We start from the raw sequence: 16,129 nt of genomic DNA, 5'->3' as shown, positions 1-16,129 counted from the left end.
TTCTTTATACACTAAATGACCAAAAGGAGGTTGTTATTATGGGATTTACACCAATAAGTCAGGCGATTGATACAAAAGAGTTATTAAAAACATATCAGTTGTCTACTAAACAAAAAGAGTTAAAAGAAAGAAGAGACCGTGAGTTAAATCAGATTCTTTCGGGAGAGGATCAACGTTTACTTGCTATTATCGGTCCGTGTTCTGCTCACGATGAGGAGGCCGTATTAGAATATGCCTACCAGTTGAGTCGTATACAACAGGAGATAGCTAATGAGGTTTTCATAATACCTAGAGTTTATACAAACAAACCAAGAACAAACGGAGATGGCTACAAGGGTTTGTTGCATCAACCAAGTGCAGAAGGTCACTCAGATCTTCTACAGGGAGTTCAAGCTGTGCGAAAAATTCATTACCGTGTGATTAGTGAAACGGGATTAACCACAGCAGACGAAATGCTTTATCCAGAGAATTTAGAGTATGTTAAAGATTTACTCAGCTATATTGCTATTGGTGCTCGGTCTGTTGAAGATCAACAACACCGATTTGTAGCTAGTGGTATTGATCAACCAGTTGGAATGAAAAATCCAACTAGTGGTCATTTAAATGTCATGTTTCACTCGATTTACGCAGCGCAACAACAACAAGAGTTTATTTACAATAATCAAGAAGTGAAGACGTCCTCAAATCCATATGCTCATGTTGTATTAAGAGGAGGCTTAGATCATTACGGGAAAAATATCCCTAATTATCATTATGAGGACTTGTTAAAAGTGATAGCTTTGTACCAAGAATCCTCCTTAAAAAATCCCTTTGTCGTTGTTGATACGAACCACGATAATTCAGGTAAACAACATTTAGAACAAGTAAGAATTGTTGAAGAAGTATTAAACAACAGACAATGGCATCAAGGGATTCAGACTTATGTGAGAGGATTTATGATTGAGAGCTTTTTAGAGAATGGTCGTGGAGACATTGGTTCGGCTAAATTCGGTCAATCAATTACAGATCCTTGCCTTGGGTTAAAAGAAACAAAGGAATTATTATACAAGATGGCAAAACATCAATAAGGAGGATTTATGATGAGAGGAAAAGAAACGTTAAAAGGATTAAGACCTTATACACCAGGTCGTCCGATAGAAGAGGTTCAAAAAGAATATGGGATTGAAAAAATTGTTAAACTAGCTTCAAATGAGAATCCTTTTGGTTACTCTAATGAAGTCAAAAAATTTTTACAAGAAACAGTGACAGATTTACAATTGTACCCAGATGGTGGAGCGGTTGCCTTAAAAGAAGCCTTAGCTGAGTACTACCAAGTTGAAACTGAACAACTTATCGTTGGAGCTGGTTTAGATGAAGTGATCCAAATCGTCTCAAGAGCGTATTTAACGCCTGATGACGAGATTATTGTACCAGACCCTACATTTCCGCAATATGCTCACCATGCGATTATTGAAGGGGCAAAAGTGATCAAAGTACCAGTCGATGAAAAAACAGGTGAGATGGCTCTTGAGGACATGTTAAAAGAAGTCACTGAGAATACTAAGATTATTTGGTTGTGTAATCCAAATAACCCCACAGGAACATATGTGTCTCAAGAAAAAATAACTCGATTTTTAGAGCAAGTTCCTAAAAATGTGTTAGTGATAAGTGATGAAGCGTATCAAGAATTTGTCACAATAGAAGAGGAAAGTTCTACATTAGCAGTTCTTGAACAATTTCCTAATTTAATGGTGATGAAGACGTTTTCGAAAGCGTATGGTATTGCGGGCTTACGAGTGGGTTTTGGTATCGCCAGTAGAGATATTATTCAAATTTTAGAAGTCACACGTCTACCATTTAATACGAACTCATTAGGACAACAAGCAGCTATCGTGGCTTTAAAGGATCAAGACTTTATTAAAGAAACATCGAGAATTAATCGAGAAGAATTAACTGCATGGGAATCATTCTTAGAGAAATATGAAATGCCTTATTATGTATCTCAAACGAATTTCATTTTCTTTTCAGTTGGTGACAAAGATCAGGAAGTCACTCAGTATCTCCTTGAACAGGGTTTTATCATTAGAGGAGGATTAAAACCAGGTTGGTTAAGGATAACAATTGGCCTTCCAGAAGACAATGAAACTCTAAGAAAACACCTATTAGCTTACTTAGCTAAATAAAGATAAAAAAGAAAGGTAAAATTGAATGATTTTCCTTTCTTTTTTTTGTTTTCCATAGTACATTATTCTAGAACTGATATTAAGGGGGAGAAGTGATTGGGACACATTACTAAAGCATATCATCAAAATGAGATGATTAAAAAAAGTTTAATTGTTATTTTTGCAGGGTTGGTTTTGGCTGTCGCCTTAAATTTATTTTTAATACCAGCCAATGTCTTTTCTGCAGGAGTCAACGGGATGGCCCAGTTGCTTTCAGGCATTCTGCTAACATCATTTGGAATCAAACTAGATACAGGTATTATTATTTTTATTATGAATATTCCGATTGCCATCTTAGGCTGGATTAAATTAGGAAAGTCAGCGACTATTTTTAGTTTATTAACGGTCTTATCAGTAACGATTATGACCTTAATTGTTCCTGTAACTGAAGTTACCAATAATCAATTGATGAATGGTATAGTAGGTGGTGTTTTAACAGGAGTAGCAGTAGGAGTTACAATGAAATACGGTTTTAGTACTGGTGGTATGGATATAGTTTCATTAATTTTATCTAAAACAACAGGTAGAACAGTAGGTTCTTTGATGCTAATTATTAATATCTTTATTATTGGAACAGCTGGATTTGTGTTTGACTGGGAATCAGCTTTATATACGATTATTTCAATTTTCTGTACGACTCAAGTGGTTGATTCTATCCATACAAGTCATCAAAAAGTGACTGCATTTATTATTACGACAAAACAAGAAGAAGTTATTCATTCGATTCAAACAGAAATTTTACGTGGTATGACACTTTTACCAGGAACGGGTGTTTATTCAAGAAAAGAAACTTCAGTAATTATGATTGTTGTCACTAAATATGAATTATATGCATTAGAACAAGCGGTTTATTTATCAGACCAAAATGCGTTTATAAATATTGTGCCAACACAAACAGTAATGGGCAGCTTTTGGAATGAAGACCAACAAAAACAAATGAAACAAACGATTATTAAGGGATAACTCTTAATAATTGTTTGTTTTTTTTATAAGCTAGAACACTTGAAATCAGTGGCTTTTGATAAAAAATGAAAAAAATAAATAAAAAAAAGGTTGCAATTTTCAAAACAAGCACATATACTTTGAATATCAAATCATTTGATTATCAAACTATCTTAAAAATAGTTGCTTTTATATTTTTTTACCCATATACTTTGATTATCAAACTAATAGTGAAAGAGGCATTAGAAATGGACGATAACATGAATCTAGTCAATGCCCAACTAGTAAGAGTCTTTAATGACATTTTGACAATTGAAGAGACAGAGCTAAAAAAGAGTAGCTTCTCGGATCTATCAATCAAAGAGATGCACACCATTGAGGCTATCGGTATGGGTGAAAATAAAACAACAGGTGAGGTAGCAAAAGCATTGTCTGTAACGGTGGGGACACTTACTGTGGCAGTTAATAATTTGGTAAAAAAGGGTTATGTTGACCGTGTCAGAAGTGACGTTGATCGACGAATTGTTAGGTTAAAACTAACGAATCGAGGTCGCCTGTTCTTCAGAGCACATCAGCATTTCCATAAAAAAATGGTTGAAGCTGCTTTAGAAGACATGTCTGGTGAAGAAAAAGAAGCTTTAGTTAAAGGCCTTCAAAGTCTCCATCGTTTTTTAAAGAAGTATTATTAAAAGGTTAGGAAGAGGTGTGCAGTATGCAGTTGTATCCTCAAGTTACGAAAGTGGCAAAATACTTGCCAGATAATATCGTAACCAATGATGATTTAGCAGAGGTAACGGATACAAGTGATGAGTGGATTTCATCTAGAACAGGGATTAGGGAACGTCGGATTTCGATTAAAGAAACGACAAGTGATTTAGCGACAGAAGTAGCTAAACAGCTGATTCAAGACTTAGATGTCCTAAGCATTGATTTTATCCTTGTAGCAACAATGACTGCGGATTATGCAACACCATCAACTGCCTGTCTGGTTCAAAGTAATATTGGAGCAAGCAATGCGTTTTGCTTAGATATTAATGCTGCGTGTTCAGGTTTTGTCTTTGCCATGTCAACAGCAGAAAAATTTCTGTCTAGTGGGCATTACAAACGAGGATTGGTGATTGGAGCGGAAACCATGTCAACCATGTTAAATTGGGAAGATCGTGGGACAGCAGTACTATTTGGCGATGGAGCAGCAGGTGTTTTACTTGAAAACACTGCTAAAGAAAAACGATTTATTGATGAGTTGATTCAATCTGATGGCAATCGTTCTATGGCACTTTTTGGTAAAGAAAATGTAGATGGCAATCCATTTAAAGCAGCAGATCATCGTGTATCTACTGGCATGCAAATGGACGGCAAGAAAATATTTGATTTTGCCTTAAGAGATGTGTCTAAGAATATGATGACATTATTGGATCGTAACGAAGAGTTTAAAGACTCTCTGGATTATGTCTTGGCTCATCAAGCTAATATTCGAATTCTTGAAGCAATATCAAAGAAAACCAAATTACCAATGGCATCATTTTTACACAACGTTTCTAATTATGGAAACACATCAGCAGCATCAGTTCCCTTACTTTTAGCTGAAAAGGTAGAAGATGGAACCTTGAGACTTCAAAGTAATCAGAAGATTATGTTAACTGGCTATGGCGCTGGTTTAACCTGGGGAAGTATATTAATTAAATTATAAAAACAACATTATTGGAGGAATTATTATTATGTCAACATTTGCAAAAATTCAAGAAATTATCGTGGATCAATTAGGTAAAGAAGAAGAAGAAGTACAATTAACAACAAACTTCCGTGAAGAATTAGAAGCTGATAGCTTAGATTTATTCCAAATTATGAATGACATTGAAGATGCCTTTGAAGATTCAGATGTTAAAATCGAAACAGACGAAGGTTTAAATACAGTTGAAGACTTAGTAAAATTTGTTGATCAACAAATCGAAGCTAACAAATAATTTAAAAAAATGCGAGAAATAGCTATGAAGTCTAAGACTTTATTAGCTATTTTTTTAAAGAGACATATTGAGAGGGTGACATGATGGAAAAATCAAGAATTTGTGAGATGTTGAATATTGAGTATCCAATATTTCAAGGAGCTATGGCTTGGGTAGCAGAAGAAAAATTAGCAAGTGCGGTGTCAAATGCAGGAGGACTAGGTTTAATCGCTTCAGGTCATGCACCAAAAGAAGTTATTAAAGAAAAAATAGATATTGCTAGGCAATTAACTGATAAGACATTTGGTGTCAATATTATGTTAATGTCACCTTTTGTTGAAGACATAGTTGATTTAGTTATTGAAGAAAAAGTTAAAGTGATTACAACTGGAGCTGGTTCTCCAGGAAAATACATGAAACGTTTTAAAGAAGCAGGTATTATTGTGATTCCTGTGGTAGCTTCTGTTGCAGTGGCAAGACGTATGGAAAAAGAAGGCGCAGATGCTGTAGTTGTTGAAGGTATGGAAGGTGGAGGCCATATTGGTAAATCTACAACCATGACTTTAGTACCTCAAGTAGTAGACGCTGTTTCTATTCCAGTTATTGCAGCTGGTGGGATAGGAGATGGACGTGGAGTAGCAGCAGCATTAATGCTTGGTGCTGAAGCCGTTCAATTAGGAACTAGATTCTTAGTATCAACAGAATCAATCGCTCATGATAACTTTAAAGGTAAAGTTGTTAAAGCAAAAGACATCGACACAGTAATTACAGGAATGCTGACAGGTCACCCAGTACGTGGTTTAAGAAATAACTTAACTAAAGAATTTCTTAAAGCAGAGCGTTTTGAAGGTGGACAAGAGCAACCTGACTTTGATCGCTTAGAAGATCTAGGTAAAGGCGCATTAAAACGTGCTGTTATTGATGGAGATACTAAAAATAGCTCGATGATGGCTGGACAAATTGCTGGTTTAATCAAAACAGACACGCAAAGTTGTTCTGATATTATTCAAGAATTAGTCGCTGAAACAAGAGACGTATTAAACGAACGCCCTAAAGTATGGGGATTTTAAGGAGATAAAAATGAAGATTGGGTTTGTCTTTAGCGGTCAAGGAGCGCAGTACCTTGGCATGGGTCATGAATTTTACACTAATAGTTTGATATTCAAACAATTTATTGATTTAGCTTCAGAGGTACTAGACTTTGACCTACCTCATCTTTTGTTTGAAGAAAATGAGAAGCTAAACCAAACAGAATACACACAACCAGCTATTTTAGCGATGAGTGTGGCCATTTCTGAGATGATTAAAGAAAAGCTAAACATCACGCCAAGTATGTGCGCTGGTCTTAGTTTAGGTGAGTACACGGCTCTTGTTGAAAGTGGCGCTCTTGATTTTGAGACGGCCTTAAAGTTAGTCCGAAAAAGAGGTAAATTGATGCAAGAAGCAGTGCCAACTGGTGTTGGAGCAATGCTTGCTGTTATGGGAATGGAACGAGACGTGATTCAGAAGGTTTGTGTGGAAGCAAGTGAGGTTGCTGGCGTGTATCCAGCTAATTACAACATGCCAGGACAAATCGTTATCGGAGGATATAAAGAAGGAGTTGCTAAAGCTCAAGAGTTATTAAATGAAGCTGGAGCAAAACGCCTAATTCCTCTAAATGTAAGTGGTCCTTTCCATACACCTTTATTAAAAGAAGCATCTGACAACTTAGAAAAGGTCTTAGAAACAATTACTTTTAATGAGATGAGCATCCCAGTGGTTACAAACGTAACAGGAGAGGTTATTTCAGATAGAGAGGCCATTCGTTCAACTTTAACGAAACAAGTCATGTCACCTGTTTATTTTGAAGATTGTATTAGAACCATGATTTCTTCAGGTGTGGATACCTTCATTGAAATTGGGCCAGGTAAAACCTTGAGTAGTTTCATTAAAAAAAATGATCGAACAGTAAAAGTTCAGCATTGTGAAGACTTAAAAACATTTGAAAAACTAGAATTATTAGTATCTGGTAAATAGGAGGTAGTATCACTTGTTAAAAGAAAAAACAGTAGTCATTACAGGAAGTTCTCGTGGGATTGGTCGTGGATTAGCGATTCAATTTGCTAAAGAAGGAGCCAACATTGTATTAAATGCGCGTAAAGAAATTTCTCCAGAATTAGTTGAAGAAATTGAATCTTACGGTGTGAAAACACATGTGGTTTTAGGAGATATCCAGTACATGGATGACGCTAAAAAATTAATCACTGAAGCTAAAGCAACATTTGGTTCAGTTGATGTATTGATTAATAATGCAGGGATTACGCGAGATATGTTATTGATGCGTATGAAAGAAGAAGAATTTGATTCTGTTATTAATGTCAATCTAAAAGGAACATTTAACACGACGCAACAAGTGTCAGGTATTATGTTAAAACAAAAATCAGGGACTATTATTAACCTATCAAGTGTCGTTGGTTTAACAGGTAATGCTGGGCAAGCAAATTATGCTGCAAGTAAAGCTGGTGTGATTGGCTTAACTAAATCTGTGGCAAGAGAATTAGCTTCACGTGGTATTACATGTAACGCGATTGCCCCAGGCTTTATTGAAACAGATATGACTGATGTCTTAAGTGACAAAGTCAAAGAAGCAACAGTTGCTCAAATTCCTTTAAAAAAATTAGGACAAGTAGAAGACATTGCAAGAACAGCTGTCTTTTTAGCGACTAACAAGTATATTACAGGCCAAGTCATTAATGTTGATGGCGGCATGGTTATGAATGGCTAGGAGGAAATGTCATGAGAAGAGTAGTTGTAACAGGAATGGGAGCTATCACTCCTTTAGGTAATACGGCTGAAGAGTTTAAGAAGAACTTACTTGCTGGAAAAAACGGTATTGCACCCATTAAAAAGTTTGATGCAACAGAAACAGGTATTACAGTAGCTGCTGAAGTTAAAGACTTTGACCCTACTTTATATATGGAGAAAAAAGAAGCAAAACGTATGGATATGTTTTCTGTCTATGGTATTGCAGCTGCGACTCAAGCAATGGAAGACAGTGGTTTAGATACTGACTCAATCAATCCAGACCGTCTAGGTGTTATTGTGAGTTCTGGGATTGGTGGTATGGAAACCATTCAAAATCAAGTCATTCGTATGCATGACAAAGGACCAAAACGTGTGGCACCATTCTTTGTTCCTATGGCAATTGGTAACATGGCTGCGGGAAATATTTCAATCAAAGTAGGTGCAAAAGGAATTTGTACGTCTATTGTGACGGCTTGTGCCTCTGCAACAAATGCAATTGGTGAAGCATTCCGTAATATCAAACATGGCTATCAAGACGCTATTTTAGCCGGTGGTGCTGAAGCAACTATTTGTGAGATTGGAATCTCTGGATTTGCCTCACTAACAGCCTTAACACCAGCAACTGATCCAGATCGTGCCTCAATTCCATTTGATAAAGACCGTAGTGGTTTTGTTATGGGTGAAGGTAGTGCTGTATTAATGTTAGAAGAGTTAGAGCATGCGTTAGCTCGTGGTGCTAAAATTTACGGTGAAGTAGTAGGTTATGGATCAAATAGTGATTCTTATCATATTACGAGTCCCAATCCAGATGGTTCTGGTGCAGGTAAATGTATGTTGTTAGCCATGGAAGAAGCAGGTATTAGTGCAAGTGATGTGAGTTATATTAATGCCCACGGAACAAGTACACCAGCTAATGACAGCGGTGAAACAACAGCTATTAAATATGCCCTTGGAGAAGAAGCTAAACATGTGCCAATCTCAAGTACGAAAAGTATGGTAGGTCATTTGTTAGGAGCAGCAGGTGCTGTTGAAGCTATTGCTTGTTTAGCAGCTTTAGAGGCAGACTTCGTGCCACCAACAATTGGGTTAGAAACAGCTGATGAGGTGTGTGATTTAGATTACGTACCTCAAGTAGGAAGAGAGCATGAAGTTGAATACACACTAAGTAACTCACTTGGATTTGGTGGGCATAATGCAGTGATTTGTATGAAGAAATGGCGAGGTGAGTAACCTTGAATTTGTCAGAAATTAAAGAGTTATTAGAGCTATTTGATTCAGGTAGTATTCGTGAGCTTGATTTAAAGCAAGGAGACTTATCTTTATATTTAAGTAAAAATGAAACTAGTCGCGTAGCCCAAACTGAGTCAATCAATGTTCAACAAGAAGTACCAGTTGCACCTGTTGTTCAACCAGCCGTTGTAACTCAAACGGCTTCAGTACCAAGTGAGCCAGAAGTGGCAACGAAGGAAACAACTGATGCAGTTGGAGAACTAGTAACATCACCTATCGTTGGTGTGGTGTATACATCAAGTGATCCTAGCGCACCAAGTTTTGTTAGCGTTGGTGACAAAGTTGCTGTTGGAGATACGTTATGTATTGTTGAAGCAATGAAAATTATGAATGAAATTAAGAGTGATGTTGCAGGAACTGTAACAGAAATACTAATTGAAAATGAAGACGTTGTAGAATTTGGTCAAGGCCTATTCCGCATTAACTAGGAGGATAAACATGCAATTAAATGTACAAGAAATTATGGAAATCATTCCAAACCGCTACCCAATTATGATGGTTGATAAAGTAACTGAATTAGAACCAGGTAAATACGTTAAAGCTATTAAAAACGTGACTTATAACGAAAGCTTCTTCCCAGGACATTTCCCAGGTGAGCCAGTTATGCCAGGCGTGTTAATTTTAGAAGCCTTAGCACAAACAGGTTCAATTCCTTTACTTAAGAGTGAAGAATTTCAAGGTCAAACAGGTTATTTAGGTGGAATTGACAAAGTTAAATTCCGTCAAAAAGTAGTTCCTGGTGACGTATTAGTTATGGAAATGGAAATCATCAAACAAAAAGGAAACATCGGTGTTGGAAAAGCAACAGCTTCTGTTGAAGGTAAAAAAGTTTGTACAGCACTTATGACATTTATTATCGGAGCGAAGTAGCCATGTTTAATAAAGTTTTAATTGCTAACCGAGGAGAAATTGCCGTTAGAATCATTCGAGGCTGTCGTGAGTTAGGTATTAAAACAGTTGCTATTTTTTCAGAAGCGGACCGTGAGGCATTACATGTAGAGATGGCTGATGAAGCTATCTGTATTGGCCCAGCAAAAGCGACTGATTCCTACCTGAACATGCACAGTGTGTTAAGTGCGGCAATTGTGAGTGGTGCTGAAGCCATTCACCCAGGATTTGGTTTCTTAGCAGAAAACAGCATGTTTGCTGAGATGTGTGAAGAATGTCAAATCAAGTTTATTGGTCCAAAGCCAGAAACAATTGATTCTATGGGGAACAAAATTAATGCCAGAAAATTAATGATTGATGCTAATGTACCTGTCATTCCAGGTAGTGAAGGTGAGATTTCAACTTTAAAAGAAGCTAAAGCCATTGCAGATGAAGTAGGCTATCCTATCATGTTAAAAGCTGCTGCCGGTGGTGGTGGTAAAGGGATTCGTAAAGTATTAGTTGAATCTGAACTGGAAAAACAATTTCAATCAGCCCAACAAGAAGCCTTAGCTGCTTTTGGTAATGGTCAAATGTATATTGAAAAAGTGATTTACCCAGCACGTCATATTGAAGTTCAAATTTTAGGCGACCAATACGGACATGTGATTCATCTAGGTGAAAGAGATTGTTCTTTGCAAAGAAGTAATCAAAAAGTATTAGAAGAAGCACCTGCTTTTGGTTTGTCTGAAACCTTAAGAGATCAGATGGGAGCAGCTGCATTAAAAGCAGCAAAAGCAGTAGCGTATGAAAATGCTGGAACGATTGAATTCTTAGTTGATCTGGATAATAATTTTTATTTCATGGAAATGAATACACGTATCCAAGTAGAGCATCCTGTTACTGAAATGGTTACAGGAGTCGACATTGTTAAGTGGCAACTAAAAATTGCAGCAGGAGAAGCATTGAGTTTACAACAATCGGATATTAGTTTAACAGGACATGCCATTGAATGTCGAATTAATGCTGAAAACCCTGCCTTTAACTTTGCACCCTCACCAGGAACAGTTCATACGTTATTATTACCTAGTGGAGGCTTAGGTTTACGAGTGGATAGTGCCATGTATCAAGGTTACACCATTCCTCCCTATTATGATTCCATGATTGCTAAAGTCATTGTTCACGGAGAAAACCGGATGGAAGCTTTAAGCAAAATGCAACGAGCACTCTCTGAGTTAGTGACAGATGGCTTATTAACGAATCAAGAATTTCAATTAGATTTGATTACCCACCAACAAATTATTGATGGAAAATATGACACTAGCTTTTTACAAGAAACCTTTTTACCCATTTGGAAAAAGTAGTTGTGTTCTATGAAGATAGATAAAAAATAGAGAAGGAGGAGAGATATGGGCTTATTTAAAAAAAGAGAATATATTCGTATCACTCCGTCCCAATCAGAGAAAAAAGAAAGCCGTCAAGCCAAACCTTTCGTCCCTGATGGGTCTTGGGAGAAATGTCCAAGTTGTCACAAACCGCTGCATAAAAAAGAGTTGGGACAAGAAAGAACATGTCATCACTGTGGTTATGGATTTAGAATCGGGGCATTTCAACGATTAAATCTAGTCATTGATGAAGGTAGTTTTGAGTCTTGGGATGAGGATATCGCCTTTAGAAATCCGATTAACTTTCCTGAGTATAAAGAAAAAGTTGAAAAAGTAAAAAAACAAACTGGTATGGACGAAGCTGTTGTCACAGGTCTTGGGACTATTAATGGGCAACAAGTGGTCATTGGTATTATGGATAGTCGCTTTATTATGGGAAGTATGAGTAGTATTGTTGGAGAAAAAATTACTCGTGCTTTTGAAAAAGCAACTGAATTAGAATTGCCTGTTATTATGTTTACTGCCTCAGGTGGCGCTAGAATGCAAGAAGGTATTTTATCTTTAATGCAAATGGCGAAAATATCTGGTGCAGTGAAAAAACATAGCGAAGCAGGACTTTTCTATATCACCGTTTTAACTGATCCAACAACGGGTGGTGTCACGGCAAGTTTTGCCATGCAAGGAGATATTATCCTAGCTGAGCCACAAACCATGATTGGATTTGCAGGAAGACGCGTGATTGAACAAACCATTCGCCAAAAATTACCAGATGACTTCCAGAAAGCAGAATTTTTACTAGAACGAGGCTTTATCGATAAGATTGTGCCTCGAAATGAAATGAAAGACACATTGGCATTATTACTTGCCATGCATCAGAAAAGGGGTTAGTGCGTATGAAACAAACAAAATCAGCTAATACAATTGTTAAATTAGCTAGAGATGCTGAGCGTCTGACCTCTTTAGAATTGATTGATTTAATCTTTGATTCTTTTGTTGAACTTCATGGAGATAGATACTTCGGAGATGATGGCGCTGTTGTTGGAGGCATTGCGTATTTGAACGGAGAACCTGTGACGGTGATTGGGATTCAAAAGGGAAAGAATCTAGAAGAAAACATTGCGACTAAATTTGGCTCACCGAGTCCTGAAGGCTATCGTAAATCTTTAAGATTAATGAAGCAAGCAGAAAAATTTAATCGCCCAATCATCACTTTTGTGAATACACCGGGAGCTTTTTGCGGGATTGAAGCAGAAGAGAGAGGCGAAGGAGAAGCAATCGCTAGAAATCTTTATGAGATGAGTCAATTAAAAGTGCCTGTTATTTCAGTTCTAACGGGTGAAGGAGGAAGTGGCGGTGCTTTAGCTTTAGCTGTTGCCAACGAAGTTTGGATGCTAGAGCATAGCATTTACTCAATTCTTTCACCAGAAGGATTTGCTTCTATTTTATGGAAAGATAGTTCAAGAGCAGAAGAAGCAGCAGAAATCATGAAACTAACGTCTTATGATTTAAAAGAACTTGATGTGATTGAAAAAATCATTCCAGAAACAAATGGAGAAGATTTACTTAGCCCTAAAGAGTTAAGTGAATCAATCAAAAAGGAATTAGTGGCAAGTCTTGATAGCTTAAAACAGTTGAGTGTTTCTGAGTTGCAGGAACAACGATATGAGCGATTTAGAAAGTTTTAAAGTCAAAAGAGAGTATTATGCTCTTTTTTGGCTTTTTTTCTCTCTATTTAGGGTATAATACAGTCAATCAAAAAATGAAGAGAGTGATTTATTTATGGAGCCGTTGTTATTTGGAACAAGTCAGATCAACAAACAAGGAGAACTGGAAATCGGGAAGTGTCCAGTTACAGAGCTAGTCAAAGATTATGGGACGCCATTATTTGTCTATGACACAGCCTTAATCAAGCAACAAGCAAGAGATTTTAAAGAAACCTTTGAAGCATTAGGTGTAAAGCATCGTGTCGTTTATGCAAGTAAAGCATTTACGTGTAAAGCAATCTATCAACTTCTCAAATCAGAAGGCTTAGGATTTGATGTTGTCTCACAAGGTGAGTTATATACAGCACTAGAAGCTGGTGTATCACCTGAAATGATTGAATGTCATGGAAACAATAAATCCTACGAAGAATTAGAATATGCGGTAACAAATAACGTTGGCATGATTATTTTAGATAATTTCCATGAAATTGGTTTGTTAGATGAGATAACCAAGCAACATGAGAAAACGCAAAGAGTCATGCTACGAGTGACTCCTGGTGTAGATGCACATACCCATGATTATATTTTAACAGGACAAGAGGACTCAAAATTTGGCTTTGACGTCAAAAGTGGTCAAGCAGCTAAAGCATTTCAATTAGTTAAGGAAGCCATTCACCTTGATTTAGTGGGGATTCATTGTCATATTGGGTCGCAAATATTTGATACAACAGGCTTTTCAGTTGCTACAGAGAAGATGTTAGATATTTTGATAAGCTGGAGAGATCAGTTTGATTTTGTTGCGCCTATCCTAAATTTAGGTGGCGGATTTGGGGTTAAATATACCTCTGGTGACCAACCCTTACCAAGTAATGAGTATGTCAAACAAATGGTTGAAAAAGTGAAAAGTGAATGCAACAAACGAAACTATCCACTACCGGAAATTTGGATTGAACCAGGGCGATCTATTGTGGCAGAAGCTGGGACTAGTTTGTATACAGTTGGATCAAGAAAAGATGTGGAAGGTGTTAGACACTTTTTAGCAGTTGATGGTGGCATGGGAGACAATATTCGTCCAGCTCTTTACGGAGCAACCTATCAAGCCTTCTTAGCCAATCGTCAGACAGAAGAAAACCAAGAACAAGTTACTCTAGTTGGAAAATACTGTGAAAGTGGCGATAAATTAATTGAGGACTTAATGCTATCACCTACTCAACCAGGGGATATTATCGCTATGACAACTACAGGAGCCTATGGTTATTCCATGGCAAATAACTATAATAGAAATCAAAAACCCGCCGTTGTTTTTGTTGAAGACGGCAAGAGCCAATTAGTGATTCGTAGGGAAAGCGTGAAAGATATGATCCGGTTAGATTTAGATTTGAAGTAACTCTCAATGGATTTACAAAATCTATTTTCTCGGTTATTATGAAGACAAGATGAGAGGAGTGTTGCTCAATGAGTGAAAGATGGACAGAAGAAGAATTAGAAGATATTAAAGAAGAAATTATTGCTTCTTTAGAATCAGTTATTGACCCTGAATTAGGCATTGATATCGTTAATTTAGGTCTTATATATGAAGTTAACTTAGATGACAATGGCTACTGTGAAGTGAAAATGACACTAACAACAATGGGTTGCCCACTTGCTGACGTTATCACTGAACAAATCCACCAAGCAGTGGGAGAAATCGATGAAGTCAAAGAAGTTGAAGTAAAATTAGTTTGGTACCCTGCATGGACGACTGATAGAATGAGTCGATATGCTAGGATTTCTTTGGGGATTAAGTAATTCGAAATTTTAAAGTGCTAGATTGGTAAATAGAAATGAAGTTACTATTTATAAATGTTATTAATCAGATTGAAACTCTTAATCAATTCTTTTAATTGATTAAGAGTTTTTGTTTATATTTAGAGATAAAATAACCAATATTTGTTAGTATCATACAATATTTACATATAGGATGTTTCTAAAATTATATAATTTCAGTTTTTTTTAAACAAAGTTTGATATACTGATTATCAACGAACTATTTTGGTATGTATCTTATGTTTTTTAAGGAGATTGTATATAGATATAAATGATATTAATAAAATAAAGCAAGAGTTGATAGTGTTAAGTTTAAGTTAAGAGAAATTTGTACGCTTTTACGAATAAAGGTTAAATATCTTGGTATAGGCAGAGATCTAATAACTAATAGTTCATACGCTAGAAAAATATTGAAGAAGCTTAATTGAGATAGAGGAGATGAATTTGTTGGAATTGTATATGAATATAGTGTTGATATTGATTATCTTAGGAATTCTAGTATTTGGATATTATTTAAGTGAAAACTATGAAAAAGTTTTAAGGGGAATTAGCCGTATTTCATTAAAAAAAATTAATAAGATAAATGAAAAAAAATCACCTATCGAAGAAAAGTATAAACAAAATAGTTTAGCACCAAAGACATTGAAAGGTAATGACCTTGAAAAGATTCAACCGTATATAGACAGATTAGATGAAAGTGTCAGAATGAAAGGGGTTAATAATGTGGCTTTGATGAGCTCATATGGAGCTGGGAAAAGTACAATTCTGAGAAACTTTGAGAATATTCATGATGAATACAATTATTTAAACCTTTCATTAGGTTCATATTCTACTAAAGACCATGAGGAAATTGTAGATGAAAAAGGAAATAAAATAGTCATTGACTTGAATGAAAAGCTGGAAAACAGTTTGGTTAAACAAATGATTTATCGTGAAAAAAAATCTGAACTTCCATATTCTAGATTCAAAAAAATAAATGGCATTTCTAAATGGAAAATAATAACATTTTTGATTGTAGAATTTTTAGCTTTTGTAAGTTTTTTATTTCTAAAAGATTTTCTGAATTTGCAATTTATGTTAAAAGAAAGATATGAATTATCTCAAGGAAATATTGAAATTATAAGTTTTATTTGTTATCTATTATTTTTATTAGGAATTTTTATTCTGTTTTATATTGTTATAAATGCTGTCTTAAACCCATTCAAATT

At 36.0% G+C, this 16,129-nt stretch carries 18 protein-coding genes; all 18 read left to right on the top strand.

All coding sequences use genetic code 11. The features are described from left to right. The first annotated feature begins 38 nt into the window (after positions 1–38). On the top strand, positions 39–1,067 hold the full coding sequence (locus DOK76_RS01865) for a 3-deoxy-7-phosphoheptulonate synthase (RefSeq protein WP_206964576.1): 1,029 nt from the start codon (positions 39–41) through the stop codon (positions 1,065–1,067). 12 nt (positions 1,068–1,079) lie between these two features. Further along, positions 1,080–2,162 carry a histidinol-phosphate transaminase gene (gene hisC, locus DOK76_RS01860; RefSeq protein ID WP_206964575.1) on the top strand — a complete coding sequence of 361 codons (1,083 nt, stop codon included), beginning with the start codon at positions 1,080–1,082 and terminating at the stop codon, positions 2,160–2,162. 132 nt (positions 2,163–2,294) lie between these two features. After that, complete coding sequence (locus tag DOK76_RS01855; protein WP_206964644.1) at positions 2,295–3,164, top strand: YitT family protein; 870 nt, start codon at positions 2,295–2,297, stop codon at positions 3,162–3,164. A 227-nt stretch (positions 3,165–3,391) separates the two neighbouring features. Next, complete coding sequence (locus DOK76_RS01850) at positions 3,392–3,832, top strand: MarR family winged helix-turn-helix transcriptional regulator (protein WP_206964574.1); 441 nt, start codon at positions 3,392–3,394, stop codon at positions 3,830–3,832. 23 nt (positions 3,833–3,855) lie between these two features. Continuing rightward, a complete protein-coding gene (locus DOK76_RS01845) occupies positions 3,856–4,833 on the top strand; it encodes a beta-ketoacyl-ACP synthase III (RefSeq protein WP_206964573.1) in 978 nt (325 codons plus the stop codon). Between the two features lie 28 nt (positions 4,834–4,861). Further along, entirely contained in the window at positions 4,862–5,107 is a 246-nt protein-coding gene (locus tag DOK76_RS01840) for an acyl carrier protein (RefSeq protein WP_206964571.1), read from the top strand. A gap of 83 nt (positions 5,108–5,190) precedes the next feature. After that, positions 5,191–6,156: an enoyl-[acyl-carrier-protein] reductase FabK gene (gene fabK, locus DOK76_RS01835; RefSeq protein ID WP_206964569.1), complete on the top strand. Its 966-nt coding sequence runs from the start codon at positions 5,191–5,193 to the stop codon at positions 6,154–6,156. 10 nt (positions 6,157–6,166) lie between these two features. Continuing rightward, positions 6,167–7,102, top strand: coding sequence for an ACP S-malonyltransferase (fabD, locus tag DOK76_RS01830; protein ID WP_206964567.1), 936 nt, complete (start codon positions 6,167–6,169; stop codon positions 7,100–7,102). A gap of 13 nt (positions 7,103–7,115) precedes the next feature. Next, a complete protein-coding gene (fabG, locus tag DOK76_RS01825) occupies positions 7,116–7,850 on the top strand; it encodes a 3-oxoacyl-[acyl-carrier-protein] reductase (RefSeq protein WP_206964565.1) in 735 nt (244 codons plus the stop codon). Positions 7,851–7,861: 11 nt separating this feature from the next. Beyond that, positions 7,862–9,100, top strand: a complete 1,239-nt coding sequence (fabF, locus tag DOK76_RS01820; RefSeq protein ID WP_206964563.1) for a beta-ketoacyl-ACP synthase II — start codon at positions 7,862–7,864, stop codon at positions 9,098–9,100. Between the two features lie 2 nt (positions 9,101–9,102). Then, on the top strand, positions 9,103–9,588 hold the full coding sequence (accB, locus tag DOK76_RS01815; RefSeq protein ID WP_206964561.1) for an acetyl-CoA carboxylase biotin carboxyl carrier protein: 486 nt from the start codon (positions 9,103–9,105) through the stop codon (positions 9,586–9,588). A gap of 10 nt (positions 9,589–9,598) precedes the next feature. After that, a complete protein-coding gene (gene fabZ, locus DOK76_RS01810) occupies positions 9,599–10,030 on the top strand; it encodes a 3-hydroxyacyl-ACP dehydratase FabZ (protein ID WP_086342666.1) in 432 nt (143 codons plus the stop codon). A 2-nt stretch (positions 10,031–10,032) separates the two neighbouring features. Continuing rightward, positions 10,033–11,391 (top strand): acetyl-CoA carboxylase biotin carboxylase subunit, encoded by a 1,359-nt coding sequence (locus DOK76_RS01805; RefSeq protein ID WP_206964560.1) that lies wholly within the window; start codon positions 10,033–10,035, stop codon positions 11,389–11,391. A gap of 45 nt (positions 11,392–11,436) precedes the next feature. Next, the gene (accD, locus tag DOK76_RS01800; protein ID WP_206964559.1) at positions 11,437–12,300 is read left to right on the top strand and encodes an acetyl-CoA carboxylase, carboxyltransferase subunit beta; all 864 of its coding nucleotides are present in this window, start codon (positions 11,437–11,439) and stop codon (positions 12,298–12,300) included. Positions 12,301–12,305: 5 nt separating this feature from the next. Then, complete coding sequence (locus DOK76_RS01795) at positions 12,306–13,097, top strand: acetyl-CoA carboxylase carboxyl transferase subunit alpha (RefSeq protein WP_206964558.1); 792 nt, start codon at positions 12,306–12,308, stop codon at positions 13,095–13,097. 94 nt (positions 13,098–13,191) lie between these two features. Further along, positions 13,192–14,502, top strand: a complete 1,311-nt coding sequence (gene lysA / locus DOK76_RS01790) for a diaminopimelate decarboxylase (RefSeq protein ID WP_206964557.1) — start codon at positions 13,192–13,194, stop codon at positions 14,500–14,502. A gap of 68 nt (positions 14,503–14,570) precedes the next feature. Continuing rightward, positions 14,571–14,903, top strand: coding sequence for a metal-sulfur cluster assembly factor (locus DOK76_RS01785; RefSeq protein WP_206964556.1), 333 nt, complete (start codon positions 14,571–14,573; stop codon positions 14,901–14,903). A gap of 465 nt (positions 14,904–15,368) precedes the next feature. Then, positions 15,369–16,129: YobI family P-loop NTPase (locus DOK76_RS01780; protein ID WP_441006651.1), on the top strand; the 761-nt coding region annotated here is incomplete at its 3' end.

It is taken from the genome of Candidatus Vagococcus giribetii (assembly GCF_017316185.1).
GTDB lineage: Bacteria > Bacillota > Bacilli > Lactobacillales > Vagococcaceae > Vagococcus > Vagococcus giribetii.
This window is presented reverse-complemented; position numbering and strand designations above follow the sequence as displayed.